We start from the raw sequence: 25,414 nt of genomic DNA, 5'->3' as shown, positions 1-25,414 counted from the left end.
GAATTTAGAATACACATTATAGCATTCTATAGTTCGATATGTTAGAGTTGGCAATTTTAAATATAATATTTTCAATAGGTTGAATCTATTTAAAATATATTCTATAGTTAGTTATAAGATAGCAAGAAGTATAACACATTGCTATCACCTTTTTCTTTTTATATTAACGTATTATTCTTTGTGGCTTACAAGATTACCGTATTTAGCATTTAAAGAAGCTATTTTTTCACCGTAAACTTGGTTTTGTTTTTGGTACATTAAGTTCTTTTCTATTTCTCCTTCAACTTCTTCAAAAGTTGATTCTCCACCAGCTTGAACATCATCTAATTTTATTAAGTGGTATCCAAATTGAGTTTTAACAGGTTCGCTTACTTCACCTTTATTCATGCTGAATACAACTTCTTCAAATTCTGGAACCATTTGACCTCTAGAGAAAGTTCCTAAATCCCCACCAGCTTCGTTAGAAGGACAAGTAGAGTGTTGTTTAGCAGCATCTTCAAAAGATACATCTCCAGCTTTTATTTGAGAAAGTATTTCTTTAGCTTGATCTTCTGATTCTACTAATATATGTTTAGCTGAAGCGTTTTCAGGTTTTACAAAAGAAGCTTTATTTTCTTCAAAGAAAGCTAATTTCTCTTCTTGAGTTAAGCTTACTCCTGACAATACTTTGCTTATTGCAACTTGCTTTAATAAGTTAGCTTTAACTTTTTCAAGTTCAACTAAGAAAGCTTCTTCTTTATCTAATCCATCTTCTACTGATTCTAAATAGAATAGTTCTTGGTTTATTAAGTCATCTAGTAATTGTTTTTTACCTTCATCAGTCCCAAAATGCATCGCTTGGTATTGATCCATTGTTCTAAGCGCACTGTCGATATCTAAATTAGTAATTTCTTTTTCTCCAACTGTTGCAAGTACTTTTATTTCCATAATTATTTACTCCTTTTTATTCTTGTATTGTGTCAAACCACTAATTAAAATGATATCAGAAAAGTCTCCTTATGTCTAACATAAAAATCCAGTAATTAATTTGATTTTTAATAAAATACTGTAATCACAGCAAGAAGTAGCGATGCCATTATCCCTACAATTCCTTCTTCTCTTTTGTATCTAATTGCTTTTAATACTGAAAAATAGAAGTAAGCACCAATTAGAGCTATTTTTATGTATAGAAAAGTTAAGTTTTTTGGAAATATTAAAAAACTGTATAAGGTGCTTATAAATGCGAGTATAGTGCTAAAGTTATAGTAAACTTCTATTTTATCAATTTCATAATTACACTTAGTTTTTAAATATACATAGTAAACTGTATATACAATACAAAGAATAGAGTAGATTGTAACTAACGATATTTCAATAATCTCATTTGAGATAACTATCCATTTGTACCAGATTATCGGCCAAAACACTAGGGATAATATTTTGAAATAGTTATCGATATATTTTGTATCTTTCATTGTAATTCCCTTTCTATGCAGTATTATAATAATAATTTATTTTATGTAATTAATATCATTATAACAAAGTATTTAAGATATCGATAAAAAATAAGTTTACAAGATTCTCTTAAATTCACTAAAATTTGTTACTGGAGTATTTTATTTAGTATGATATTTAAAAATATAACCTAATTATTAGAAAAAATTCTAGCAAATCAATTTTTTAGTTGACTCATTTATGCTCGTAATGTAAACTATAGATAACAAAATACGAACAGATGTTCTAGTTTATAATAGTAGGAGGTTCTATATGGATAGAAAAGAATTATTTAAAAGTATTGAAGGTAAACTGTTCAGTTATAAAAATATCGATAATGAAATTAAAGCTTTAGAGTTGGAAATTGAAGATGTAAAGAACGAATACAGAGGATGTAAGTCAATTGTATACGAAGAGAAAGTTAATAATTCTTTAGCTAAATCTTCTAGCATCGAAAATGAAGTTATAGCTAAAGAAAGAAAAATAGAGCATTTAGAATACACAATGAGAAAAAAAGAAATAGAACGTAAAAAGATATCAAATGCTTTAGAAACACTTGATAAACAGGAAAATGAGTTTTTTGAATACTTTTATCTTCCAGAAAGGAAACCTAGCTTTGTATCTATTTCTCAAAGGATGTTTATTGACAGAAGTCAATGCTATAGGGTCAGAGATAAAGTCGTAGATAAATTCGCAAAGATGATATACCCAGATTATGAGATTTAAAGATTGTATTACGGTGAGGCATTTATGAAACACTTTTACTACAAATAAGAGAAATTTTACTATTTCTACTTGATATACTGTTAATATAGAAATTTATATAAATTTACTAAAAAGTACTTATTGTAAACAATTAGGTATTATAAAATTGCCCAAACTTGTTATGGCATAAAAATGTTCATGGAAAAAGTCTACAGAGACTAAAAACTTGGAGGAATACATGAAAAAACAAAAGAATATAAAGGTTTTTACTCAAGGCGAGTTAGATGAAATAATAAAAAAGAGAGTAAAGAGAGAGGCTAACAAGAATTCTAGAGTAGAAGCTGAAAATCGTGTTTTAAAAGATCAAGTATTTAAACTTGAACAAGAACTAGAAAAATACAAATTTATAAATTTAAGCGAGGACATATTTTCATATAAAAATCCAGCTAAAGAGTTATATTTATGTCCTTTTAGAGTTAAGAGGTGATCGATTGCTTACAAACCAGATGATCTTAAACAAGTATGTAGAAATAATATCAGAAAATTTTATCGATAAGGTCTGTATCAATGGTGACAATGAACAAGACCAAGGCTTGCCTGAAGATCATTTTTCAGTACAGATATCTACAACGAGTACTACTGCTTCAACATTCAGATCAAATCTCAAAAGTATTTCCATATCAATTAAATATTTTCAGAAATTTAATAAAGAAAAAATTTATATATATGAGATATTGGACAAACTTGAAAGACTATTTAATAGAAGTCTAAAGGTTGAAGATAGAACTTTAGAGTTTACAAAGTCAAGCACAGAAATAAAGAAGCAAGAAGAAGTAAAAGATGGATATGTACTAGATTATTCTACCTTTATAGATTTCTATGGTGATATCTACCAAGATGAAGAGAATAATGAAGTTATGCAAAATATAAAATTAAAGTTAGGAGAGTGACGTAAAATTATGGGTTTACCAAATATTAATATATCTTTTAAAGAGTTGGCTTTAACTGCTAAAGAACGTTCTGCTAGGGGGATAGTGTCATTAGTACTTAGAGATAAAGATGCTTTAGGGTTTAAAGAAATACATGAATTAGATGATATACCATCAGGTTTGTCAGAAGATAATAAAAAACTTGTTGATTTAGCACTTATAGGAAATATTAACTCACCAAATAAAGTAATAATATATGTATTAAGCGAAGTGGGAGAGGTATTAAATGAAAGTAGTGAGATTCGATCTGCGTTAGATTTCTTAGAGACAAAGGAATTTAATTACATTTGTATGCCTACAGCAACTGATGAAGAAAAAGCAATAATAAAAACATGGGTACAGAAACTTAGAGATGAAGATAGAGTTAAAGTAAAGGCGATTTTAGCAAATGTAGATGCTGACTATGAAGGTGTAATTAACTTCACGACTGATGATATAAAGCAAGAAAGCGAAAGTTTTACTACGGGAGAATTTACTGCTAGGATAGCAGGTCTTATAGCTGGAACTCCTCTATCTCAATCAATTACTTATGCAAAGCTTGAAGATGTTGACGATATACCGAAGATGACTAGACAAGAAGCAGAGGCGAAAATAGACTCAGGAGAATTAATACTTATAAAAGAAGCCGGAGCTATAAGAATAGCAAGGGGAGTTAACTCAAGAAAAACCTCTACTCCTGATAAGGGAGAAATATTCCAAAAGATAAAGATAGTAGATACATTAGATTTAATACATAATGATATTAAAAAGGTAATTATAGATGAATATATAGGAAGAGTCACTAACAATTACGACAATAAATGTTTGCTTGTAGTAGCAATCAAAGAATATCTAGAAGAATTAGAAAAAGAGCAACTTATAATGCCTTCTTCAGTAGTAGATATAGATATGGATGTTCATAAAACATACTTAAAATCGAAAGAAATAGATATATCTAATATGTCAGATCAAGAAATAAAAGAAGCTAACACTGGTTCTAATGTATTCCTAAAAGCCAAGGTAAAATCACTTGATGCAATGGAAGACGTAGAATTAGCGATAGAAATATAGGGGGTGCTTATTAATGAGTTCAAGAGGAAGAATAGAAGCTAGAAATGTAATGAGTGGTACAAGCGGTGAACTTTGGTTAGATGGAGATAAAGTAGCTGAGGTTAAAAAATTCCAAGCAAAACTAGAGTTAACAAAAGAAGAGGTAGTTATAGCAGGTCAAATGGGTACTGATACTAAGTATATGGGATACAAAGGTAAAGGATCCATAACGCTTTACAAAGTTAGTTCAAGAATGGCTAAACTTATTGGAGAAAAGCTTAAAGTAGGTGAAGACCCAAGATTCACAGCGATAAGTAAATTAAACGATCCAGATGCTTTTGGATCTGAGAGAATTGCAGTAAAAAATATAAGTTTTGACGATTTAACTCTTGCAGATTGGGAAGTTGGTGTAAAAGGAGAGGTAGAAGCTCCATTTACATTTACTGATTACGATTTTATAGATTTAGTATAGGCATAGAAGGAGAATATATATGAGTACATTATCAAAAAAACAAAATATAGTGGATTTACTTTTAAACGCAGATTTGAATGAACTGGAAAGACCAAGTAAGATAGTAGAGATAAAAAGATTATCAGAAATTTTTGGTTCGGAATTTAAAGTTAAGTGTATAGCACTTTCTCCAGCAAAAGACGCTGAGATATCAGATATGTGTATAAGCTTTGATGAAGGAATGAAGACTGATATTGATATATCTGAAATGCAGGTACTTACACTTATTGAAGGTGTTTGCGATTTAGAAGGAAAACCTCTATTTAAAAATAAAGAACTTATGGATAAATTTGGATCACCGACTCCAAAAGAGCTTATAAGAAAAGTGCTTTTACCTGGAGAGCAAAGTAATCTGTACAAAGTTATACAAGATGCTATGGGATATGGTAAAGGCACTGTAGTAGAAGAAGTAAAAAACTAATAAGGACGGATAATAAAACCTCAATAATGTACTATTATTGGAAGAAAAAGGGTATTATGCCGTCCTTTTTCTATACGATGGATAAGGGCGAGTTTAAGCTAATAGAAGCATTTTTTACTATGGAGTTAGAGGAAGAGATAGAAAAGATGAAAAGCGGCTACGGCTTTTGTCCATTTATAGGAGGTGGTGAATAGTGATAATAGATGAAGTAGTAAATGAAAGTGTTATAACAACAAGAGTTGAACTTATTGATAATTACACTTCAAAAATGCAAAGTATAATTCAAATAACTGAGAGATTCACAAGAACCACAGAAAAGGTAGCAACGTATACAAAAGATATGTCCAAAAAAATGGAATCAAATTCTAAAGTATCACAGGTAGCTTTTTCGAATATAGGATCTGCGGCAAAATCAGCTAGCTTAAATGTAGTTGGGTTGTCTAATAGCGTTGATACTGTTGCAGGTAGCTTTAGTAATGTAATTGCAAATGCAAGTACATTTTCTGGAATTATTGTTGGAGCTAGTATTGTTGCAAATATGGTTAGTACGAGCTTTAAAAGGCTTGCAAGTAGCATAAGTTTTGTATCTGCTAGTATGGGATCAATGGGAACGAATATGAATTCATCCATGATTTCAACTTCAAAATCTGTAAATGGACTTACAGCTAAAGCGACAGCATTAAAAGCTAGTATGTCTTTACTTAGGTCAATAACTAATAAAGCTAATCAGTTTAAGGTAAATATAAATGCAAAAGAAAATGTAAGAAAAACAGTTGGAAGTATTATGATAGGCTTAATTTCATTACAAAATATGGCTAAAGCTAATATAGAAGTTAAAGCAATTAAAGGTAGCAAGGCAGCTCAAGGTGTACAGAGTTTAATAGGCAAGTTACAAAATCTTAAGTCTGGAAAATGGTCCGCAGTAATTTCTGCTAAAGATATGGTTACAGGAGTTGCTAATCGTGCTTTAGGTGGACTTAGAAACATTGGAGGAAAAGCTTGGAACACTACAATCAGGGCTGTAGATTTGGTTTCTGGAGTCTCTAAATTAGCGTTTAATGGCATTAAAAAGTTAACTGGTAAGGTTTGGAACATAACACTTAGAGCAACAGATATGGTCACTAAAATTATAGGTGGAATAGCTGGTAAACTTGGGAAGCTAGCAAAGGGAGTAACTGTAGGTATAAAAGCAGGGGTTCAAGGTCTAGGAGAGGACCAGCTTAGAAATGTTACTATGAGTAGAGTAATAACAAATTCTGGAACAGGAAAAGTTCAATCTAAAGAAAAAGCCAAAGCATATGATAGAGATATACAAAAAATAGGGGCATCTGCTTTGTTAAACAGAAGTGATGCAGGATTGCTTGGAACTAGAGGTTTGATGATATCAGGTGGAAATACTGAAAAAGCAAAACTCGCAACTAGAAATATGGCTAGTGTAAAAGCATTTACTGGTAGCACAAGGACATCATTTGAAATTGCAGAGGCTTTTAGTAGTGCAAAATCCGGAGATTTAAGCAGTTTAAATAATATGTTAGGTGAGGACTATTCTAGCTTTGAGGATGCGATGAAGGGAATTCAAGAAAAACAAGGTGGGATTTTAGACGAGTACGAAAAGACGATACCCGGAAAATTCTCAATGTTGAAGCACAGTATGCTTACTGGTATGATAGACGCAGTAGCGCCATTTGAAGGTGTTATAGTTGGAATGATGGATAAAGTTATGTCTATGATTAATACAGTTGGTCCTGGACTTAAAGATTTCTCTGAAAGAATAGCAACCGTTATGAGTGGTGGGGAACTTACTGAAGGTAATCCTATGATAAACCAAATAGCAACTATAATTGGAAGTATACCAGAGGCAATTTCCAATGTTATGAGTATGCTTACTGAAAGTATTGACTTTGAAGCGATTCTTGCAGTTTTCCAACCTGTATTTGATCTTGTAACTTGGTTTTTAGATGATATAAACAATAATTCTGGTGTTGCATCTGGATTAATGAGCATACTTGGAACAGTTATAACTACAGCATTTGAGATGATGGGACCTGTAATTGAAGCAGTTGCACCGATTATTCAAAGTATATTAACTTTTATTGCAGAGCACAGTCAATCAATAAATAATATAATTTCTGCTCTAGCAACTATATGGGCGGCTGTATGGGGAGTTGTTGGTCCAATTTTACAAACAGCTTGGGATCTTATTTCTCCAATATTAGGAAAAATACTGGATCTTGTAGGCGGCGTAGCTGGTCATATAGTTTCTTTAGGTGATAACTGGAAAAAATTGAAGGCGAAATTCGCAGAAAATCCTGTAGTGGGAACAGTAACAACTATATTTAGTAAAATTGGAGAATTCTTTGGTGCAAGTGCAGGAAAGGCTGCTGGCGGTACAGCAAAAAGAGCAGCTGGTACTGGAAATGCGTTTGGTTTAAGTTATGTTCCATATAATGATTATATGACTCGTCTTCACGAAGGTGAGATGGTGCTTACTAAACAAGAGGCCAACAAATATAGAAGTAAAAATGGTTCAAACATGAATATTGGAAAACTCGCAGATACAATTGTAATTCGTGAAGAAGCAGATATAGATAAAATAACATCAAAATTAGTGCAAAAACTTAATGATAATAGAATTGCGTATGGAGGTGCTTTTTAATGGAAATGTGGCTTAGCCAAGCAGATGATAAATTCAGATTTCCAGTGTTCCCTCCGTCATTTAATCTAGATGGAAAGGCAGTGCTCGATAATACAAATATTGTAAAGCTCGGTGAAATGAATATTTTTGGTGGTACATCACTTAGATCTATTGAAATAAATACCATGTTTCCGAATAAACAGTATTCTTTCTGTGATTACAATGACTTTCCTAAACCGTACGATTGTGTAAATAAATTGGAACGATGGATGAAGGAAGGTTTTATACTCAGGTTTACAATAACTGAGACGAACATCAACTTAGAAGTAATTATCGAAAGTTTTAAATATGGAGAAAAAGACGGAACTAGGGATGTTTACTTTACTCTACAATTAAAAGAGTACAAGAGATTTAAAATAAATAAAATTGAAGATAAACCAAATGAAACTAATAAACAAGAGACGACTAGGCCAGATAAAAATGATACTGCTAATAAGACAGAAAATAAACAGAGAACCCACAAAGTAACCTCAAATGACTGTTTGTACTCACTTGCAAGAAAATATTATGGGGATGGAAGTTTGTATATGAAAATATTTGAAGCTAACCATGATAAAATCAAAAATCCGAATGTTATCTATGACGGTGATATTTTGATTATACCTTAAGGTGAAGTACCATGATTGAAGTTATAATCATAAAAACTAATGGAGATAAGTTTGATATATCTCCATTAGTGGAAAAAATAACTTGGAGTGGGGATTACAAGCAGAGTGCAAGAAAACTTGAGTTTTCGTTGATGGCCAGCAGTTGCGATATAAATGTTGCAAGTGTTGATATACCTCTTGGAAGTGCAGTTGTATTTTATGAAAATCAAAAAGAAATTTTTAGGGGTACTGTATTTACTAGAAGTAAAAATTCCTCTGAAAACAGTATCGATTACCTAGCTTATGATCGTGGCGTTTATTTACTTAAAAATAAGGGAGCATATAATTTTACAGATACTCCAGCAGAAAAAATAGTAAATAAAATAGCTGAAGACTATAAGTTATTTGTAGGAAATATAGTTGAAACAAAAATAAAGGTAACAAAAATTTTTATGGATGTAAATCTATATGAAATTATAATGTCGGCATATACGATTGCAGCAAAAGAGAACAAGAAAAAATACATGTGTTTCTTTAAGCAAGATAAATTATATTTAGAAAAAAAAGGCATTACAAAGTTAAAAATTGCTTTTGAAGAGGGAGTAAATATAAAGTCTACGGACTATTCTGAGAGTATTGAAGACATAGTGAATAAGGTTCTAGTGGTAGACGAAAGTTCTAATAAAGTTGCGGAATACAAAAAAGACAATATACCTCTTTATGGAACTTTTCAGGATATACTCCAAGTTAAAAAAGGTGAAGATACAAAGAAACAGGCAGAGGAAAAATTCAAAGATGTTGAAAAAAGCTGTAGTTTAAGTGGTTATGGTAATACAGATTGTATTACGGGCTATGGAGTAGAGGTAAAGGATTCATACACTGGTTTAGTTGGACATTTTTATATAGACAGCGATAAACACAGTTGGAAAAAGGGTGAGTATTCTATAGATTTGAAGCTAAACTTCCAAAATCTCATGGATGAACACGAAGCAGGAAAAGACGAAATAGAAAGTGAAGAACTAGAAGGTGGAATGAGCTTAAATGGTACTAAAGTAAAAGCTTTATTCACAGCATACTATCCACACAACAGTAAAATGGAAGGTGGATTCTACGATTGTCAGGGAAAAAGACTTAACCCATCTAAAAAAACTTGTGCTGCTCCTAAAAGTATAGCTCTTGGAACAAAAATTCAAGTTCAGGGAACTGGTACATCTAGGGATGGAGAAGTTTATAAAGTAAACGATAGAGGTGGAGCTATAAAAATCAGAAATGGAGTTTATCAGTTCGACTTACTCATGAGCTCTGGTTCTGAATGTAATCGTTGGGGTAGAAAAAATGGAAGTGCTGTTTTAGGCGATGGTTCAGGTTACTCTCCTGGAAGTATAGGAGGATATACTGCAACCGGAAAGGCTGCAGATTTAATAAGGGTAGCTATGGCTAAGAGAGGAAAAAGATATGTATGGGGTGCAACTGGGCCTAATACATTTGACTGCTCCGGACTTACTCAATGGTCACATAAACAAATAGGAATTAATATTCCGAGAGTTGCAAGAGCTCAAGCTGCTAGTGGAAAGTCTGTAAGTAAAAACAGCATGAAGCCTGGAGACTTAGTTTTCTTTAAAAAAGGAAAAAATCCAGTACACCATGTAGGAATATTTCTTGGAAATGGAGAGTATCTACATGCACCGCAAACTGGCGATGTAGTAAAGGTGAGCAAACTTAGTTCGAGAAGAGATTTCTACAGCGTAAGAAGATATGTGTAGGAGGTGATATTTATGGCAGATGCAATCAACGATCTAATAGGGATCATGAGAGAAGAGGGAAATGTAAACTACGAAAATCCTTTTTTAATTGGAGTTATAACAAGAGGATATCCAGATATAATGGTCAAGATAGGAAATATTGAACTAAGTAAGCAAAACCTAATGATAGATAAATGGTTGCTGGATAGAAACGATGTAAGAATATCATCTAGTCAAGATAATATAACACATAACATAAGTGACAGAATAGAAGAGGGCGATAAGGTCATAATGATCAAATCAGGTGAGAAGTATATAATAACGAATAAGGTTGTGAATCTATGAGTGAATTATTTCCCTTTATAACCGTTCCAGAAGATTTCAGACCACCTAGCAGTAGAAAGTTAGAGAAATTTAAAGAAATTGCATGGGATTTTGAAAAAAATGAGCCTATTATTGAGAATAATAAATTTAAGATAATAGAAGGAAATGAAGCCCTAAAAGTATGGATATACAAATGTATAAAGACAAATAGATACGAATACGAAGTATACAGCTGGGACTATGGAACTGAGATATCGGATTTAATAGGTCAGAGGTATACAAAAGGGTTAACAGAGAGTGAAGCCAATAGATATATAAAAGAAGCGCTAGAAGTTAGCCCTTATATAACAAATGTAGATACAGTTAACAGTAATTTTGAAAAAGACGTTTTAAGTGCCAGTGTAAAAGTCACAACTATATACGGGGAGGTGGAAGTAAATGTATAGTAAGCAGACCTACGAAGTAATCAAAAATAGAGCTTTATCCAATATAGACTTAGATCTGTACAAAGGAGAGGGCTCTTTTTTAAATAATATGATAGCTGGAACCAGTACAGAACTGGCCAAAATGTACATAGAATTATCTAATATACATAAAATGGCTTTTATACAGGAGACATATGACACCTTCCTTGATGCCAGAGTAAACGAGTTCGGTATTTACCGAAAAATGGGAACAGAAGCTACAGGCGAAGTTGAGTTTATAGGCAAGGAAGGTAGAGAAATAAGCAATGGAACAATTATCTCGTACAATGACCTTATGTATATAGTTATAAAAGATGTAGTAATTGGATCAGAAGAGGGAAACACAAGTCCAGTACAAGCTCTTGAAATCGGAGTCGAATATAATATCCCATCTGGCACAGAGTTTGAGTTGATGGATGAAATAAGAGATATAGAAAGAATAACAAACTTAAAAGACTTTACTGGTGGAACTGAGATTGAAGACGATGATGAACTAAGAGATAGATTTTATAGGCTACAAAGAGACCCTGCCACGTCAGGAAATATAGCTCATTACGAGCAATGGGCTTTAGAAGTTGAAGGCGTGTACAATGTGAAAGTATATCCTAGATGGGATGGCCCGGGCAATATAAAAGTAATGGTACTTGGAAATGACAATGTAGCAGTTGACGAAGAAATTGTTCAAAGAGTAAAGGATCATATAGAAGAAGAGATGCCTATTGGAGTAACTCTGACAGTAGTTACACCTACTAATTTAGATGTAGTGATAACTGTTTCTATTGAGGTTGAATCTGGATATACACTTGAGTCAGTCAAAATATTATTCTTAGAAAATATAAGCACTTATCTTAGAAATGTAAGGGAAGAAATTATTTATACAAAAGTAAGTGCAATACTAGGTCTTACCGATGGTATAAAAGATTTTATAGATTTAACAATAAACGGAAGTACAGAAAATATTTTGGTATCAGAAGACAAGATACCATCAGTTAAAGAGATCGATATTAGAGAGGTGGTTTAATGAAATTAATAGATAAACTACCATCCTTTGAACACAACCCTGTAGGCTATGAGATACAGGGTTCTTTTGATAAAGAATTAGATATATTATCAAATATAAAAGCAGAGACTTTTGATCAATTATTTGTAGATACAGCAACTTGGGGACTAGACTTCTGGGAAGATATACTATCGATAAAAACCAATAACAGTCTTAGATATGAAGTAAGAAGAAGCAATATCAAAGCTAAAATGAGAGGTAGAGGAACAACTACAAGTGAAGTAATAAAAAATATTTGTGAGGCTTACATAAAAAATGAAGCGAAAGTTAGACAGTATCCAAATGAATTTTTATTTGTACTTGACCTTATAGTAAACAAAACAGACTACAAAACTCTTTTAGAACTAGATAAGTTTGTAGAAAAGATAAAACCATGTCATCTTGAGCATAGGTTTAACATGATATTGCAGAGCAAGGACAATAGCTACGTTGCAAGTATTTGCAATAGTGGAGATCATACAACAATATATCCTTGGCTACCAAGTGATATAGAATTAAGAACAGATATAAAAGTTGGAGTTAATAATGATATTAGTATAGACAACACAACAATATATCCGAGAGAGGTGATTTAATGGCACAGCAAAAGTACTACACAATTCTTACAGAAGTAGGAAAGAGTAAAATAGCAAATGCAACAGTGCTAAATGAAAAAGTACAATTTTCTAAGATGCAATTAGGAGATGGTGGTGGCAGTCAGTATGAGCCACATGAAAAACAGACAGAGTTAAAAAATAGAGTTTGGGAAGGCAGTATTAGCAATGTAAAGGTTGATGAAAACAACCCTAACTGGATTGTTGTAGAAACAGCAATACCAGGAAATTCAGGTGGATTTACGGTTAGAGAAGTTGGACTTTTTGACAATGCAGGTGAATTATTAGCTGTAGGTAAATACCCAGAAACATACAAGCCTGTTGTAGATGATGGTTGCGTAAAGGATTTATTTGTCCGAGTAATTCTAATGGTAGTAAACACATCGGCTATTACTTTAAAAATAGATCCGACTGTTATACTTGCTAGTATGAAGGATTTAAATGATTTAAGAAAAGAAGTAAGCACTAAAATTGATACAGCTAAGACAGAGTTAAATAGCAAGATATATGAAGTGAGAAGTGACCTAGATAGTATTGAACTTACAGCTGAGAAAGTAAGTGTAAAAGATGTAAATAATAATTTTACTAGCGCTAATACAGAGGGCGTATTACAAGAATTAGCAGGTAAGGATAAAAGTTTAGATACTAAAATTGATTCAACAAAATCAGATTTAACTAATCAATTCGATCACTTCACAGGAGAAATAGACAATTTAAAGCAATCTGTCAGTAGTGGGAAAGAGTTAATCGCTACCGCTGTTACTGGCAAGGATGTACCGACAAATGGTAGCGATACGTTCCAGAAGATGGCGGATAATATAGATAGTATTAAGACTAAGTTGCCTATTTTGGAGGGTGATGTTGGGGTTGCTGAGGACTCTGGGGGTAACGAATATAATGTAAAATTATTTTCAGATAGAAGAAAAAAAGTAGGATCAACTTATACCGATATTATTGTCAACGATGGAACAAGCTCATACAACAATATAGTTGAACTCAAAGAAAATCTGTTAATAATTAAAGTCGGAGATAGATTGCAAAAATATGATTTTGATTTAAATAATATAGGTCAATTTATTGGGTCTGCATATAATCAATATATAGCTTTAGATGGCTTTATATATGGAGTTGCTTCAAGTAGAATAGATCAAATAGATGAAACTGGAAAAATAATTAAAACTACTATAGTCGAAGATAAAAAAGTTATGAAATGTCTAGTATATAGTAATGGATATTTTTATATTGGTTCTAGTACTGGAGAAATCTATAAAATTTCTAAGGATTTTACAAAAAACACAAAAATAACACCTTATAGTTTAAGCATTCAATCAATAACAACAGATAAAAATAATAATGTTTATTTTGGAAATGAAAAAAATAGACTTACAAAATTAAATGGTAATAATGAATTTATATGGACTAAAGAATTTGAAAATACAACAAAAAGAATTGAAGATGTTGAAGCAGATAGTAGAGGTGATATATATATTGTTGGAACAGATAATATATTAAGAAAAATAAATTCAAATGGTAATATTATTTGGTCATATGAAAATGGTTATAATGCATATTTTAGAACAATATTTATAGATGAAGAAGATTTTATTTATGTTGGATCATATCCTTCACCTTCTTCATCTGCAATACAAGAGATACCAGGTATGATGTTTGTATTTAGTCCTAACGGAGATATACAATATATAAGACCACAAAGAAGAAGGGAACTAAATTCTATATATAAAAAGGATAAGAATAATTTATTTATTGGTGGTTCTTTTTCAACACTTGAGAAAATAAAAGAAAATTATACAGTCGAAAAAAATGCAATTGCATTATTAGAAAGGAGAATATAAAAAATGATATATATTAAAATTGATAACAATAATACAGTAACAACGCAACACTTCTATCCTTTTGATATAGAATTAGGATATGGAAAAACAGAAGAAGAATTATTAAAAACTGGTTTTTTAGTAGAAACTATTCCAGAAGGAGAAAACATACCAGGAAAAGAAACAATTTTAAAATATGATAAAGAAAGTAATTCTTTTTATTTTGAATATGAAGACATTCCAAAGAACGAAGAGGAATCACTAAAAGATAAAATAAAAGTGCTAGAAAAACAAGTAGCAGATCTATATTTCATGCAATTGCAAGGAGGTACTAACTAATGAATTGGTATTTTAATATAAATTACTTCTATAACAATAAGTTATGGACAATATCACAAGTCAAACTAGCAGTAGATTTAAATAAGATAACAGAAACAGAATATAAGGAAATAACGAGCAAGGACTATACTAAGTAGTCTTTTTGGTACGATAAAAGTGTAATTGTTTACATCAGAAACGATGAGACATTTGCACTTATTTTAATTTATAATATAGGTGTAATTTGTTTGACGATAGTTTTTTTGGATTAACCACATCCGGAATAAAAACTGTTAAACATCTCCTTATTATAAAGATTCGATTAAGCAGGTTGAAACCCTAGGGCTTTCGTGTAACGAACCAAAATGAATTGTAATAAGTGCAGGTGTCTACAATTACAATATATTTATTGGGGGTGATCGCATGATAAGTGTAGGAATTGACGTATCAAAAGGAAAAAGTACTGTATGTATATTAAAGCCATATGGCGAAGTGATTAATTCACCATATGAAATTAATCATACCGAAACAGATCTTTTAAATTTGACAAACACTATTTTTAACTTTAATGAAGAAACAAAGGTTATAATGGAGGCGACTAGTTCATATCATTTGCCACTGATTAGTTACTTAATAGAAAAGGGCATCTTTGTATCTGTAATAAATCCATTAGTAATGAAAAAGTATGTATCAATGACACTAAGAAAAGGTAAAACTGACAAGTTAGATTCAGCGAAAATAGCAAACTATGGAATAGATAATTAGTTTCGTTTAGAGAAGTTCAAAGTAACCGATGAGGTGTATTTAGAGCTTAAGTTACTTGGAAGACAATATTCTCATTACATAAAAATGAGAGTAGAAAGCAAATTAATGCTTAGTAATATTCTTGATAAAACAATGCCTGGCATTAAAAATTTACTAAGAAGCAATTCTTCTAAACCCGATAGGGATAAGTTAAATGACTTTGTTGAAGAGTATTGGCATTTTGATAATATAACTAAGAAAAGTGAAAAGCAATTCTCTATCCATTATCTTAAATGGGCAAAGAAAAAAGGATACCGTCAAAGTGAAACTAAGGCTAAAGAGATTTATGCGTTAGCGTTAGATGGAATCCCAATAATATCATCTAGTACACCATCTACCAAAATGTTAGTACTAGAATCTGTTAGAGTTCTCAAAGAGATAGAGAAAACTATCACACTAATTTTAACACAGATGAAGGATTTAGCAAAAGGATTAAAAGAGTATGAAATTGTTAGGAATATGCTAGGGGTTGGAGAAACACTTGCTCCTAAGTTAATTGCTGAAATTGGGGATGTAAGGAGATTTAAAAATGGTAAATCATTAATTGCTTACGCTGGTATAGATGCTCCGCCTTATGAATCTGGAAACTTTAAAGGAACAAAACGAAGGATATCTAAACGGGGGTCTGCACTATTAAGAAAGACTGGTTATGAAACGATGAAGTGTATAAAAAGTTGTAAACCTCAAGAAGATCCAGTATATCTATTTATGATTAAAAAAGAATCGGAAGGGAAACCTTCAAAAGTTGCCAAAATAGCAGCATTAAATAAATTTCTAAGAATATATTATGCAAAAGTTAAAGAGATTTACTCTGCTTAATATACAAAAATAATAATTGATTAGAAGGCTAAAAAGTGAAATCTTCTTAGTCTTAATTTTAATGCAAATAAACGGCAAAAAAATTAATAAAAAAACCTGCTATAAGAACTTGATTTTACTTAGCAGGTTTTTATTGCAAAAATAATTAAATTAAAATACCAGCTCAGATTATCTGAGCTGGTATTTTATAAACTAAAACTTCTTAGCAATTTCAGAAGCCTTATCCTTAGCGGCACCCATAATTTCATCTTTCTTATCAGGTGCGGCATCAATCCCGTCAATATGAATAGCTTCGTAGTCGAATATACCGAAGAATCCCATCATATGCTTTAAATAAGCGTCACCAAAATCAACAATAGGAGCACCTTCAGAACGGTCGTAAACTCCACCACTTGATTGTATGTGAAGAACTTTCTTGTCCTTTAAAAGACCAACTGGACCTTCTGCAGTGTAAGCAAATGTCTTTCCAGCAACACATAAAATATCTATATAAGCTTTCAAAACTGGAGGGAAGAATAGGTTCCACATAGGATTTACAAAAACTATCTTATCGGCCTCCATAAATTGGTTTAATAATTCATCATTTCTTCTAACTTTTTCTCGATCTTTTTTTGGTAAAGTATATACTGATTCACCACTTTTCAATACTGACCAAGCATCAAATATATCTTGGTTTAAAAATGGGATATCGCCTTTAAATAAATCTAATGTTTCTACATTATCGTTAGGATGGTTGGCTTTCCAATCATTTAAGAAATGATCTCCAACATTCATTGATTTTGATTTTTCGCCTGTTAGCGGACTAACAGTTACATATAATAATTTTGACATTGATTTACTTCCTCTCGTTAATTAAGTTTAATATTTTTCAGCTAAATCTTCAAACAGTTTGTATATAAACTCACGTTCTTCTTCTGTATATTTTTCAAAGAGTTGAGTCTTATGTCGAACCTCATCTTCATGCCTTTTAGCGGCAAGTTTGAAAAGGTTTTCGCCTTTACAAGTTAATGTTAATTCAAATTCTTTTAGATTGTCTCGTTTGCAGTTTAGAGCAATCAGTTCTTTTGATTGTAGCTTTTTGCAAATCTTTGATGTAGCACCTCTAGTTATAAGCATTAGATCTGATAATTCACTTTGATTGATTCCATTATTTGCACCTATATGGTAAACAGATTGAATTTCAGATAAAGTTAAGTTGTTCTCCAAGTCAATTTTCTTTGAAATTTCTTGTATAACTTTTTTTGTTTCTTCCTTAGTTTTCTCTCTTCTTCTAAGAAATTTAAATAGACTGGCTAAAACTTTTTCAGTATTGATACTAATCACCCCAAATATTGTTTCTTGGAAACTATTTTACTATTTAAATGATCGAAAGTCAATATTAAATGATAAAAATTATCAACTAATGCATTTTCGCAATAACCACAATAAAATACATTGAAATTTTAAGCTTTACTTAATTATGGAATAAATTTATATCAAAAAAATCTATACAATTAACCTGAGTGGGTATAAAATAATTTAAGTGATAAATAAAAGAAAAATGACAGGAGTGATAGCAGTGGCTAATTTATATACAAAAACAGGAGATAAAGGTCAGACAAGTTTGTTTGGTGGAAATAGGGTTAAAAAAGATAGCTTAAAGGTTGAGAGTTATGGAACTTTAGATGAGGCAAATTCAATGTTAGGTCTTGCGTACTCACAAATTACAGATGAAAAAATTAAAGAATATATAGATAAAATTCAGAGAAAGATCTTTAGTGTTGGAGCAGAGCTTGCGAGCGATGATAGGGGATTTAAGATGCTAAAAGATAGCGACAAAGTAACAGAAGAAGATGTTACAGCATTAGAAAAAATAGTCGATGAATGTACTGAAATAGTTGGAGTTCAGACTTATTTCGTAATTCCAGGGGTTAATTTATCTTCGTCTGCTTTGCACGTAGCTAGAACTATAGTAAGAAGAGCTGAAAGATGTGTGGTTAAATTAAAGAGGACTGAAGATGTAAGACCGGAAGTTGTGAAGTATATAAACAGATTGTCAGATACAATATATGCTCTTGCGAGATTAGAAGAGCATAGAAGTTCAAATACAGAAGATAATAGAAAACTTTAAGGCCCTGTATAGAATCGAATTACTGTAGTTAGTTTAAAGTTATAATACAACTTTGAATTGTATTAACTTAAACAATGAAAACGAGCTTAATAAAATAAGCTTAAATTAAATAAAAAGAGCTGTATCAAAATCGATTACTATCGCTTGATTACAGCTCTTAAATTACATTTTATTAACTAAAACAGCTATTTTAGCTTCTGGGTTGTAGCTAATCTGAACAATTTGATTCTTCTTAAGATTTTGAAGATCCTCACCGCCGTAAGATATTTGTAGTTTAATAGGTTGTTTACCTTGTTTAATTATCGCAACAAAATCTTTCTTGCCCTTTTTATCAAGACTTATCAGATTGCCTGCGTAAGGTTTGAAGTTTTGGTACTTCTTGCTAGAGCTTCTTATGTAGAAGAATGCTCCAACAGCTACTAAGATATTTACACCAAGTAAAATCCATCCATTAATCTTAAGGAAATTACCTCCTAATAGCACTATAAACATTAAAACAATAGGGATAATAGCCTTTTTCATAAGTAGTTTCCCGATAATTTCGTTAGCCTTTTTCTCAGGGCCGCTCATAGTCTTAGATCTAGCAAATGACTGTGCGAATTTGTCCTTAAAGCCCATGTTAATCCTCCTAATCCAATTAAAAAATAATTTAGTTATAATGACGATATTTTTTCTCCTAGCGCATGTACAATTTTTTACACATGCACTTAAAATTATATCGATGTAAAGCAAAACATAATAGATATTTTAACATATATTTGCAGAAAAGAAAATGATCGAAGAACAAATATATGATTTAAAATATTTATTCTATAAATAAATACTATTATAGTAGCTAAATAAGCAATTTTAATATGATTTAAGTAAATATTACAGCTAAATTTATATTTAAAATAACTGATATAATAATTTTATGTAGTTTATATTTGAGGTGAGATCGTGTCATACAAGGCGAAAAATAAGATTTAAACTTTATATTTCATCACTCTCACAAGTATTTTCATTATCACATATATCCTCGGTGATAGTATTTTCTAATTCTTGGCTTTCAAAAATTTTTAGCTCAATCATACCTTCAATTTTTATTTGATCCTTTTCGCGAAGTTGTCTAAATAGTTTTAAAAGATTTTCCTCATCATGAGTAATTTTTATAGATGGATATTTTTCATTATCCTCTTTCACAAAGCTAACTCTCTTTGGTTCTTCATCTAAACACAACAGGTAGTCAGTAGTTACATCGAAATACCTAGCAATAGATTTCAGAATTGTGAAATTAGGTTCTCTTAAATCCTTTTCATATTTACTTAGATTGTCAAAATCTAGAATCTTCATTAATTTGTCCTGAGTTAGGTTATTATCTTTTCTCAGCTTAGCAATCCTTTTTCCTAATGTATCCATAGTGACCCCTTTCTTTTAAAAGTCAATTTGACTTTGATATAATTTCTGAATACAGTATTTTTTACAAAATAAAGTCTAAATGACTAAAAAAGTATTGACTTAAAGTCGTTTTGACATTATAATGTAGTTATTGATACGAATTCATATCATAATTTTAGCATATATTTACATCAAATAGGGAAAGTTTTATTTTGATGTTTTTTTATAATATTTACTAAAGTATATAGAAATATACAGTTGGCAGAATTATGCGCAGAAGGGCTTTATTTAAATACTATAAAAAATTCACACTTAGTTTTTATATGAATTGTATTAAGGAGGTCTTGTAATTGACGGCTAGAAAAAAAGATATACCTATGTTTGGGATAAACGTGAAAAAGAGACTTATCGAATTAAGGATGACACAGCGCGAACTTGCAAAGGATATAGGAGTGAGCGAAAACTATTTGACGGACATACTTAGTGGCAGAAGATCTGGTAAGAAGTACAGACATTTAATTTACAAAAAAATAGGACTAGATGATCCTGATTTGCTATAAATAGACAATAAAATTATAGTATAAATACATACAATATAGTAAATGGAGCTAAAGAAAATTACGGATGGTTCTTTATACCTATATGGAAATAGAATGATCTGGAAATTTGTCGCAATATTAAGAAAAATAGTTCTATCTATGTAAAAATAATTGAGATATAATATATTTATAGTTCATTATAAAAAAGCTGGTTACTAATATGTAAGCAGCTTTTTTATAAAACGATACAAAGATATCAAAATGACAACTTTAGTCTTAGCATATCAATATTCAAATAATGTATTTACTTCGTATAAAGCTATAGAATAGTTAGTTTTATATAAATTATTAAATTTGTAAATCAGAAGGAGAAGTGATGTATTGTTAAGAAAAGGGGATTTTATATGGATAGGCGTTTTACTTGTATTTATAGCTATATTAGCAATTCCTAGCAGTAGAGAAGGATTTATTAATGTAACAGAAGCACATCCGTATATTGGGGGATTTTTTAAGTTTGCTGTTCTAGCTACAATGGGAGACTTATTGGGAGCTAGGGTTTCATCAGGTTATTACAAAAAGCCAGTTGGATTTCTACAAAGAGCAGTAGTCTGGGGATTTATAGGGGTAGTGACAACTTTGGCTCTTTCAATATTTCCAGCGGGTGTTGCATTTGCACAAGGTAAGGGGATGTTGCCTCTAGAGGGAAGTATATTCTTTAAGGCTCTGTTTACAAGTATGGTGATGAATATAATACTATCACCAGTAATATTTATGTTCCACAAATTTACAGATACATATATAGATACTAAATATACAACTGAAGTCCATAAAATCACTTTGAGGGAGATTGTTGATAGGATAGATTGGTTTACTTATGTAAACTTTAGTTTGTTCAAAACTATTCCGTTTTTCTGGATTCCATGTCATACAATAGTATTTTTATTCCCAACAGAGTACAGGGTAATTGCCTCTGCATTTGCTTCAATTGCGCTTGGGCTAATCTTAGCACTTGCAAACAGCTCTAAGGCTACTGCAGAGTAAGGTGTAATAGAATTTAAATATGAGAAAACGCGAGAAAACAAATAAAATGAATGAAAAAATAGCAAATAATATTTACTAAATAACGAATAATAATAAATAAATGAATGAAAAATTATCTTAAGTAGAAATTTACTCTCTTAAGATAATTTTTTGTTTTTATAATAAATTAGTGTAAAATAAACATAGATAAACTTTATTCTTAAAATAAAATCAAAGGAGAGTTGTTATGGAAAAAAACTATATCATGGCTCTTGACCAAGGAACTACGAGCTCTAGAGCTATAATTTTCAATAGAGAAGGCGAAATAGTAAGAGTGGCGCAGAAAGAATTCTCTCAAATATTTCCCAAGCCAAGTTGGGTCGAGCACGATGCAATGGAGATCTGGGGATCACAGAGTGGTGTTCTAAGAGAGGTAATAGAGACTGCAGGTATTAGACCTGATGAAATAGCTTCTATTGGAATTACAAATCAAAGGGAGACTACTGTAGTGTGGGATAAGCACTCTGGAAAACCTGTGTACAACGCTATTGTATGGCAGTGTAGAAGAACTTCTGAGATATGTGATGATTTAAAAAATAGAGGTTTAGAAGATAAAATAAAAGAAAAAACAGGGCTTTTAATAGATGCTTATTTTTCTGCTACTAAATTAAAGTGGATATTAGATAAAGTAGATGGAGCTAGAGAAAGAGCAAAAAAGGGTGATTTGTTATTTGGAACTATAGACACTTGGCTTATTTGGAATTTGACGCGTGGAAAGGTGCATGTAACTGATTTTTCAAACGCATCTAGAACTATGATGTTTAATATAAATACTTTAGAGTGGGATGAAGAAATTTTAGACGAGTTAGACATACCTAAGTGTATGCTACCTGAAGTAAAGCCATCGAGTTATCTATATGGATATACTGATGATCATATGCTTGCAGGTGCAGAAATACCTATATCGGGATGCGCTGGAGATCAACAAGCAGCTCTATTTGGGCAGACTTGTTATGAAGAAGGAACAGCTAAAAATACCTATGGCACAGGATGTTTCTTACTTATGAACACTGGTGAAAAACCAGTTAGATCTAAAAATGGACTTCTCACTACAATATCATGGGGAATTAACGGAAAGATTAACTACGCACTTGAGGGAAGTATTTTTGTCGCCGGGGCATCAATTCAGTGGCTTAGAGATGAATTAAACATTATTAATACTGCTGAAGAGAGCGAAGAGTATGCAAGTAGAGTAGAGGATACAAATGGAGTGTATGTGGTGCCAGCTTTTACTGGGCTTGGTGCACCATATTGGGATATGTACGCTAGAGGAACTATATGTGGATTGACTAGAGGGGCTAAGAAAGAGCATATTATAAGGGCAACTTTAGAATCTATAGCTTATCAAACTAAGGATGTACTTCAAGCTATGCAGGATGACTCGGGTATAGATCTTAAAGCTTTAAAAGTAGATGGTGGAGCTAGTAATAATAATTTTTTAATGCAGTTTCAATCAGATATCTTGGATGTAAAAATATTTAGGCCTGAGATTGTAGAGACGACAGCTTTGGGGGCAGCGTATCTTGCTGGTCTTGCTGTAGGTTTTTACAATGATAAAGATGAGATAAGCTCAAATTGGAAGATTAAGAGAGAATTTAACCCTCAGATGAATGAATGTGTAAGAGATGATAAGTATGCTGGATGGAAGAAGGCTATCTCGAGATCGTTGGGGTAAGACTACTTTAAATATAAAAAGCTGGAGAGCATACGAACAGATTGAATGATATATAGACTTATGTCTAATTATCAATAAACTCGTACACCCTCCAGCGTATGACTATTTTTTGTCATATAAAAACATAGGAACTGAATTGTATATGTGTTGGTCTCCAACGGCAAGAACTATGTCACCCTCCAAGAACTCTATGTAAGGTCCTGGTGAAATTATAAGCTCTTCACCTCTTTTAATTGCTACAATAGTAGCGCCTGTATTCTGCCAGAAATTTGTGTTTGCCGCAGTGTCGCCTATATATTTACAATCACTCTTAATTTCAAATTGAATAGGAACTAAAGGGTTAATTATTTCGAGTCTATTAGAATAATCAATAATTTTTCCAATAGTATCAATAATTTTAACATCTATATCAGCTTTACTATCAATTAAATCTCTAAGAGTAGACTTGTACGAAGAAATATTAGTTATATCTTGGTATTTCTTTATAAATGAGTAAGCCTTTTCAGAAGATAAAACTATAACACCCTTACCTTTCACACTTTTAACGACATCAATATCTTCTAATATTTTTACTGCCCTTCTGATAGTTTCAGGAGAGACGTTGTATTTTCCGGCAAGAATAGAACGACCGTATAAAATCGTATCTTCTTTAATCTCACCAGTATAAATCTTGTTTGCAACATCCAAAGCTATTTTTTGGTATATTGGCATGGTATAATTGTTGTCCATAACATCCTCCTTGCATAATAATATAACACTTAAATATGGCTTAATTTAAATGTCCTTATTTCCATTGTATAATGTAATATTTTATATGTCTAGTTTATGATTGTAATTTTATAAAAATATAGACAAATCTTTTTATAATTTAAAGAAAGTATAGATGTTTTTGAAATAAAGTAATGTGTTTTAATGAAAAATGTAAAATTATGTTGAAATATAAAAAGACCAAGATGGAACTCAGTCTCTTATATTTATTGAAAACTATCTTTCTTATGTTTTTTTTTCTTGCCATCTTTATTGAAGTATTGACCACACTCTGATAATAGATGAGATAGTATAGCGAATAATACTTCAGTTCTAAATGGAATACTTATTGAAGTCATTATTTCATCCAATATATTCATAGTTAAAAATGTAAGTGTGAAATCCAATACGAAATCGCTAAGTTTATAAAGCCAGTAAGGAAGTCTATTTGAATATCTAAATACATCTAAGAATGTAGTACATGCAAAATCTATAGGTCCTGTGATACAAAAGTATATTAAAAAGAAAATAATTACAGAAAAAATTGATTCATACTCAAAACCAAGGAATGATAAAAATCCTATACCTACAAATGTGAATACAATAAAGGACAGTCCGAAGAAAAAGGCAAATACCATAATTAAGTAAAGAAACTCTGAAAAAGGAATTTTTCTCTTGTTGCCTATTTTAATCACCCCTTTACAATAAGATTTGTATTTACTTATATAAACAATAGCATTCTAAGTACCTCATAGTAATCATCTGTTTCAAATAGTACTGTATGAGCATCTATTTTTTTCATATTTGGATAAAATGATGCTTTAAATGCTTTGTAGTGTTCTTTATATCTAAGTTCAACTTTAAAGTGTTTAGGTAGTTCTATTAAATGTCTTGATAAATCTCCTTGAAGAGATTCTTTGACTCCGTTTTTAATTTGTTCTACAGCTAAGTTAGGATGAATTGATATCGATCCATTTCCGTATCCCTTTAGTACAGGTACTGTAACTATATTAGGATTTAATTCTTTTGCAGTTTTGCAAAGTTCTTCATCGCCACTTAAAAAGGCTATAGGTACTTTGTGGTAAGCGCAAGCATAAGCATTAAAAGTAAATTCTGAAGCGGTTTTATCGTTTATTTTTATGTGGCTGAAATCTAAATCCATTGTATGCGCCAAAGGATTTCCATCGGTAAATGCAGCAGAGTGATATCCAGTAAATAGGCAGGCATCAAAACTACAATCAAGCCCAGACACCATAACTTGTGGATCCTTTGACCAGCCTCTAAATATTTTTGAACATTCAGGAAGCGTAGCAGGATTTATATTTCTTGCGCTATCATGTGCATCTTTTACTAGAACTTCTTTAGCACCAGCCTCATTGGCACCAGTACAAGCTGCTGATACTTCTTTACTCATTTGATTTCTGCATTGAGTTGAGGATTCGTTTTCTAAAATTGTTTCTGACCAGTCGACAATACCGCATGTGCCTTCAATATCAGCACTTAAGTATATTTTCATATAA

At 31.4% G+C, this 25,414-nt stretch carries 31 protein-coding genes; 22 read left to right on the top strand and 9 right to left on the bottom strand.

The window, feature by feature from the left end; translation table 11 throughout:
* Positions 1-171 precede the first annotated feature (171 nt).
* Positions 172-927, bottom strand: coding sequence for a peptidylprolyl isomerase (locus J2Z43_RS04050; RefSeq protein ID WP_209455961.1), 756 nt, complete (start codon positions 925-927; stop codon positions 172-174).
* Between the two features lie 107 nt (positions 928-1,034).
* The gene (locus J2Z43_RS04045; RefSeq protein WP_209455960.1) at positions 1,035-1,454 is read right to left on the bottom strand and encodes a hypothetical protein; all 420 of its coding nucleotides are present in this window, start codon (positions 1,452-1,454) and stop codon (positions 1,035-1,037) included.
* A 292-nt stretch (positions 1,455-1,746) separates the two neighbouring features.
* On the opposite strand from J2Z43_RS04045, the gene J2Z43_RS04040 reads away from it, so the two are divergent.
* The 18 genes from J2Z43_RS04040 (at position 1,747) to J2Z43_RS15255 (ending at position 16,366) form a co-directional block, all read left to right on the top strand.
* The gene (locus J2Z43_RS04040) at positions 1,747-2,199 is read left to right on the top strand and encodes a hypothetical protein (RefSeq protein ID WP_209455959.1); all 453 of its coding nucleotides are present in this window, start codon (positions 1,747-1,749) and stop codon (positions 2,197-2,199) included.
* A 217-nt stretch (positions 2,200-2,416) separates the two neighbouring features.
* The gene (locus tag J2Z43_RS04035; protein WP_209455958.1) at positions 2,417-2,665 is read left to right on the top strand and encodes a hypothetical protein; all 249 of its coding nucleotides are present in this window, start codon (positions 2,417-2,419) and stop codon (positions 2,663-2,665) included.
* 4 nt (positions 2,666-2,669) lie between these two features.
* The gene (locus tag J2Z43_RS04030) at positions 2,670-3,128 is read left to right on the top strand and encodes a phage tail terminator family protein (protein WP_209455957.1); all 459 of its coding nucleotides are present in this window, start codon (positions 2,670-2,672) and stop codon (positions 3,126-3,128) included.
* Positions 3,129-3,137: 9 nt separating this feature from the next.
* Positions 3,138-4,217: a phage tail sheath subtilisin-like domain-containing protein gene (locus tag J2Z43_RS04025; RefSeq protein ID WP_209455956.1), complete on the top strand. Its 1,080-nt coding sequence runs from the start codon at positions 3,138-3,140 to the stop codon at positions 4,215-4,217.
* Positions 4,218-4,230: 13 nt separating this feature from the next.
* Positions 4,231-4,668, top strand: coding sequence for a phage tail tube protein (locus tag J2Z43_RS04020; RefSeq protein ID WP_209455955.1), 438 nt, complete (start codon positions 4,231-4,233; stop codon positions 4,666-4,668).
* 19 nt (positions 4,669-4,687) lie between these two features.
* A complete protein-coding gene (locus J2Z43_RS04015; protein WP_234925961.1) occupies positions 4,688-5,128 on the top strand; it encodes a phage tail assembly chaperone in 441 nt (146 codons plus the stop codon).
* 193 nt (positions 5,129-5,321) lie between these two features.
* The gene (locus tag J2Z43_RS04010; protein WP_209455954.1) at positions 5,322-7,784 is read left to right on the top strand and encodes a hypothetical protein; all 2,463 of its coding nucleotides are present in this window, start codon (positions 5,322-5,324) and stop codon (positions 7,782-7,784) included.
* Positions 7,784-8,431 carry a LysM peptidoglycan-binding domain-containing protein gene (locus J2Z43_RS04005; protein WP_209455953.1) on the top strand — a complete coding sequence of 216 codons (648 nt, stop codon included), beginning with the start codon at positions 7,784-7,786 and terminating at the stop codon, positions 8,429-8,431. Before J2Z43_RS04010 ends, J2Z43_RS04005 begins: the two co-directional genes overlap by 1 nt.
* A gap of 11 nt (positions 8,432-8,442) precedes the next feature.
* Positions 8,443-10,173, top strand: coding sequence for a C40 family peptidase (locus J2Z43_RS04000; protein WP_234925960.1), 1,731 nt, complete (start codon positions 8,443-8,445; stop codon positions 10,171-10,173).
* A 12-nt stretch (positions 10,174-10,185) separates the two neighbouring features.
* Positions 10,186-10,497 carry a DUF2577 family protein gene (locus J2Z43_RS03995; protein WP_209455952.1) on the top strand — a complete coding sequence of 104 codons (312 nt, stop codon included), beginning with the start codon at positions 10,186-10,188 and terminating at the stop codon, positions 10,495-10,497.
* Positions 10,494-10,922, top strand: a complete 429-nt coding sequence (locus J2Z43_RS03990) for a DUF2634 domain-containing protein (protein ID WP_209455951.1) — start codon at positions 10,494-10,496, stop codon at positions 10,920-10,922. Before J2Z43_RS03995 ends, J2Z43_RS03990 begins: the two co-directional genes overlap by 4 nt.
* Positions 10,915-11,961 carry a baseplate J/gp47 family protein gene (locus J2Z43_RS03985; RefSeq protein WP_209455950.1) on the top strand — a complete coding sequence of 349 codons (1,047 nt, stop codon included), beginning with the start codon at positions 10,915-10,917 and terminating at the stop codon, positions 11,959-11,961. The genes J2Z43_RS03990 and J2Z43_RS03985 overlap by 8 nt, the downstream gene beginning before the upstream one ends.
* On the top strand, positions 11,961-12,575 hold the full coding sequence (locus J2Z43_RS03980) for a putative phage tail protein (protein WP_209455949.1): 615 nt from the start codon (positions 11,961-11,963) through the stop codon (positions 12,573-12,575). The genes J2Z43_RS03985 and J2Z43_RS03980 overlap by 1 nt, the downstream gene beginning before the upstream one ends.
* A complete protein-coding gene (locus tag J2Z43_RS03975) occupies positions 12,575-14,446 on the top strand; it encodes a phage tail protein (RefSeq protein ID WP_209455948.1) in 1,872 nt (623 codons plus the stop codon). The genes J2Z43_RS03980 and J2Z43_RS03975 overlap by 1 nt, the downstream gene beginning before the upstream one ends.
* A gap of 3 nt (positions 14,447-14,449) precedes the next feature.
* A complete protein-coding gene (locus J2Z43_RS03970) occupies positions 14,450-14,764 on the top strand; it encodes a hypothetical protein (protein ID WP_209455947.1) in 315 nt (104 codons plus the stop codon).
* Positions 14,764-14,901 carry an XkdX family protein gene (locus tag J2Z43_RS03965; protein WP_209455946.1) on the top strand — a complete coding sequence of 46 codons (138 nt, stop codon included), beginning with the start codon at positions 14,764-14,766 and terminating at the stop codon, positions 14,899-14,901. The genes J2Z43_RS03970 and J2Z43_RS03965 overlap by 1 nt, the downstream gene beginning before the upstream one ends.
* A gap of 265 nt (positions 14,902-15,166) precedes the next feature.
* Positions 15,167-15,508 carry an IS110 family transposase gene (locus tag J2Z43_RS15260; RefSeq protein WP_330617447.1) on the top strand — a complete coding sequence of 114 codons (342 nt, stop codon included), beginning with the start codon at positions 15,167-15,169 and terminating at the stop codon, positions 15,506-15,508.
* An 84-nt stretch (positions 15,509-15,592) separates the two neighbouring features.
* Entirely contained in the window at positions 15,593-16,366 is a 774-nt protein-coding gene (locus J2Z43_RS15255; protein WP_330617446.1) for a transposase, read from the top strand.
* Between the two features lie 192 nt (positions 16,367-16,558).
* Here J2Z43_RS15255 and J2Z43_RS03955 read toward each other — a convergent pair whose 3' ends face one another.
* Both J2Z43_RS03955 and J2Z43_RS03950 read right to left on the bottom strand, forming a co-directional pair.
* On the bottom strand, positions 16,559-17,197 hold the full coding sequence (locus tag J2Z43_RS03955; protein ID WP_209455945.1) for an FMN-dependent NADH-azoreductase: 639 nt from the start codon (positions 17,195-17,197) through the stop codon (positions 16,559-16,561).
* Positions 17,198-17,224: 27 nt separating this feature from the next.
* Entirely contained in the window at positions 17,225-17,689 is a 465-nt protein-coding gene (locus J2Z43_RS03950) for a MarR family winged helix-turn-helix transcriptional regulator (RefSeq protein WP_209455944.1), read from the bottom strand.
* 235 nt (positions 17,690-17,924) lie between these two features.
* Here J2Z43_RS03950 and J2Z43_RS03945 point away from each other — a divergent pair, with 235 nt between their 5' ends.
* Positions 17,925-18,476, top strand: coding sequence for a cob(I)yrinic acid a,c-diamide adenosyltransferase (locus J2Z43_RS03945; RefSeq protein ID WP_327786918.1), 552 nt, complete (start codon positions 17,925-17,927; stop codon positions 18,474-18,476).
* A gap of 162 nt (positions 18,477-18,638) precedes the next feature.
* On the opposite strand, the gene J2Z43_RS03940 is transcribed toward J2Z43_RS03945, so the two are convergent.
* Positions 18,639-19,094 carry a hypothetical protein gene (locus tag J2Z43_RS03940; RefSeq protein WP_209455943.1) on the bottom strand — a complete coding sequence of 152 codons (456 nt, stop codon included), beginning with the start codon at positions 19,092-19,094 and terminating at the stop codon, positions 18,639-18,641.
* A 354-nt stretch (positions 19,095-19,448) separates the two neighbouring features.
* Entirely contained in the window at positions 19,449-19,874 is a 426-nt protein-coding gene (locus J2Z43_RS03935; protein WP_209455942.1) for a helix-turn-helix domain-containing protein, read from the bottom strand.
* A gap of 329 nt (positions 19,875-20,203) precedes the next feature.
* On the opposite strand from J2Z43_RS03935, the gene J2Z43_RS03930 reads away from it, so the two are divergent.
* The 3 genes from J2Z43_RS03930 (at position 20,204) to glpK (ending at position 23,147) form a co-directional block, all read left to right on the top strand.
* Entirely contained in the window at positions 20,204-20,413 is a 210-nt protein-coding gene (locus J2Z43_RS03930) for a helix-turn-helix domain-containing protein (protein WP_027701747.1), read from the top strand.
* A 360-nt stretch (positions 20,414-20,773) separates the two neighbouring features.
* The gene (locus tag J2Z43_RS03925; protein WP_209455941.1) at positions 20,774-21,433 is read left to right on the top strand and encodes a hypothetical protein; all 660 of its coding nucleotides are present in this window, start codon (positions 20,774-20,776) and stop codon (positions 21,431-21,433) included.
* A 226-nt stretch (positions 21,434-21,659) separates the two neighbouring features.
* Positions 21,660-23,147, top strand: a complete 1,488-nt coding sequence (gene glpK / locus J2Z43_RS03920) for a glycerol kinase GlpK (RefSeq protein ID WP_209455940.1) — start codon at positions 21,660-21,662, stop codon at positions 23,145-23,147.
* Positions 23,148-23,249: 102 nt separating this feature from the next.
* Here glpK and J2Z43_RS03915 read toward each other — a convergent pair whose 3' ends face one another.
* The 3 genes from J2Z43_RS03915 to J2Z43_RS03905 all read right to left on the bottom strand — a co-directional run bounded on the left by J2Z43_RS03915 (position 23,250) and on the right by J2Z43_RS03905 (position 25,410).
* Complete coding sequence (locus J2Z43_RS03915; protein WP_209455939.1) at positions 23,250-23,876, bottom strand: TrkA C-terminal domain-containing protein; 627 nt, start codon at positions 23,874-23,876, stop codon at positions 23,250-23,252.
* A 245-nt stretch (positions 23,877-24,121) separates the two neighbouring features.
* Positions 24,122-24,589, bottom strand: a complete 468-nt coding sequence (locus J2Z43_RS03910; RefSeq protein ID WP_209455938.1) for a regulatory YrvL family protein — start codon at positions 24,587-24,589, stop codon at positions 24,122-24,124.
* Between the two features lie 26 nt (positions 24,590-24,615).
* Positions 24,616-25,410: a M55 family metallopeptidase gene (locus J2Z43_RS03905; RefSeq protein WP_209455937.1), complete on the bottom strand. Its 795-nt coding sequence runs from the start codon at positions 25,408-25,410 to the stop codon at positions 24,616-24,618.
* Positions 25,411-25,414: the final 4 nt, after the last annotated feature.

The organism is Metaclostridioides mangenotii (genome assembly GCF_017873185.1).
Classification (GTDB): Bacteria; Bacillota; Clostridia; order Peptostreptococcales; family Peptostreptococcaceae; genus Metaclostridioides; species Metaclostridioides mangenotii.
This window is presented reverse-complemented; position numbering and strand designations above follow the sequence as displayed.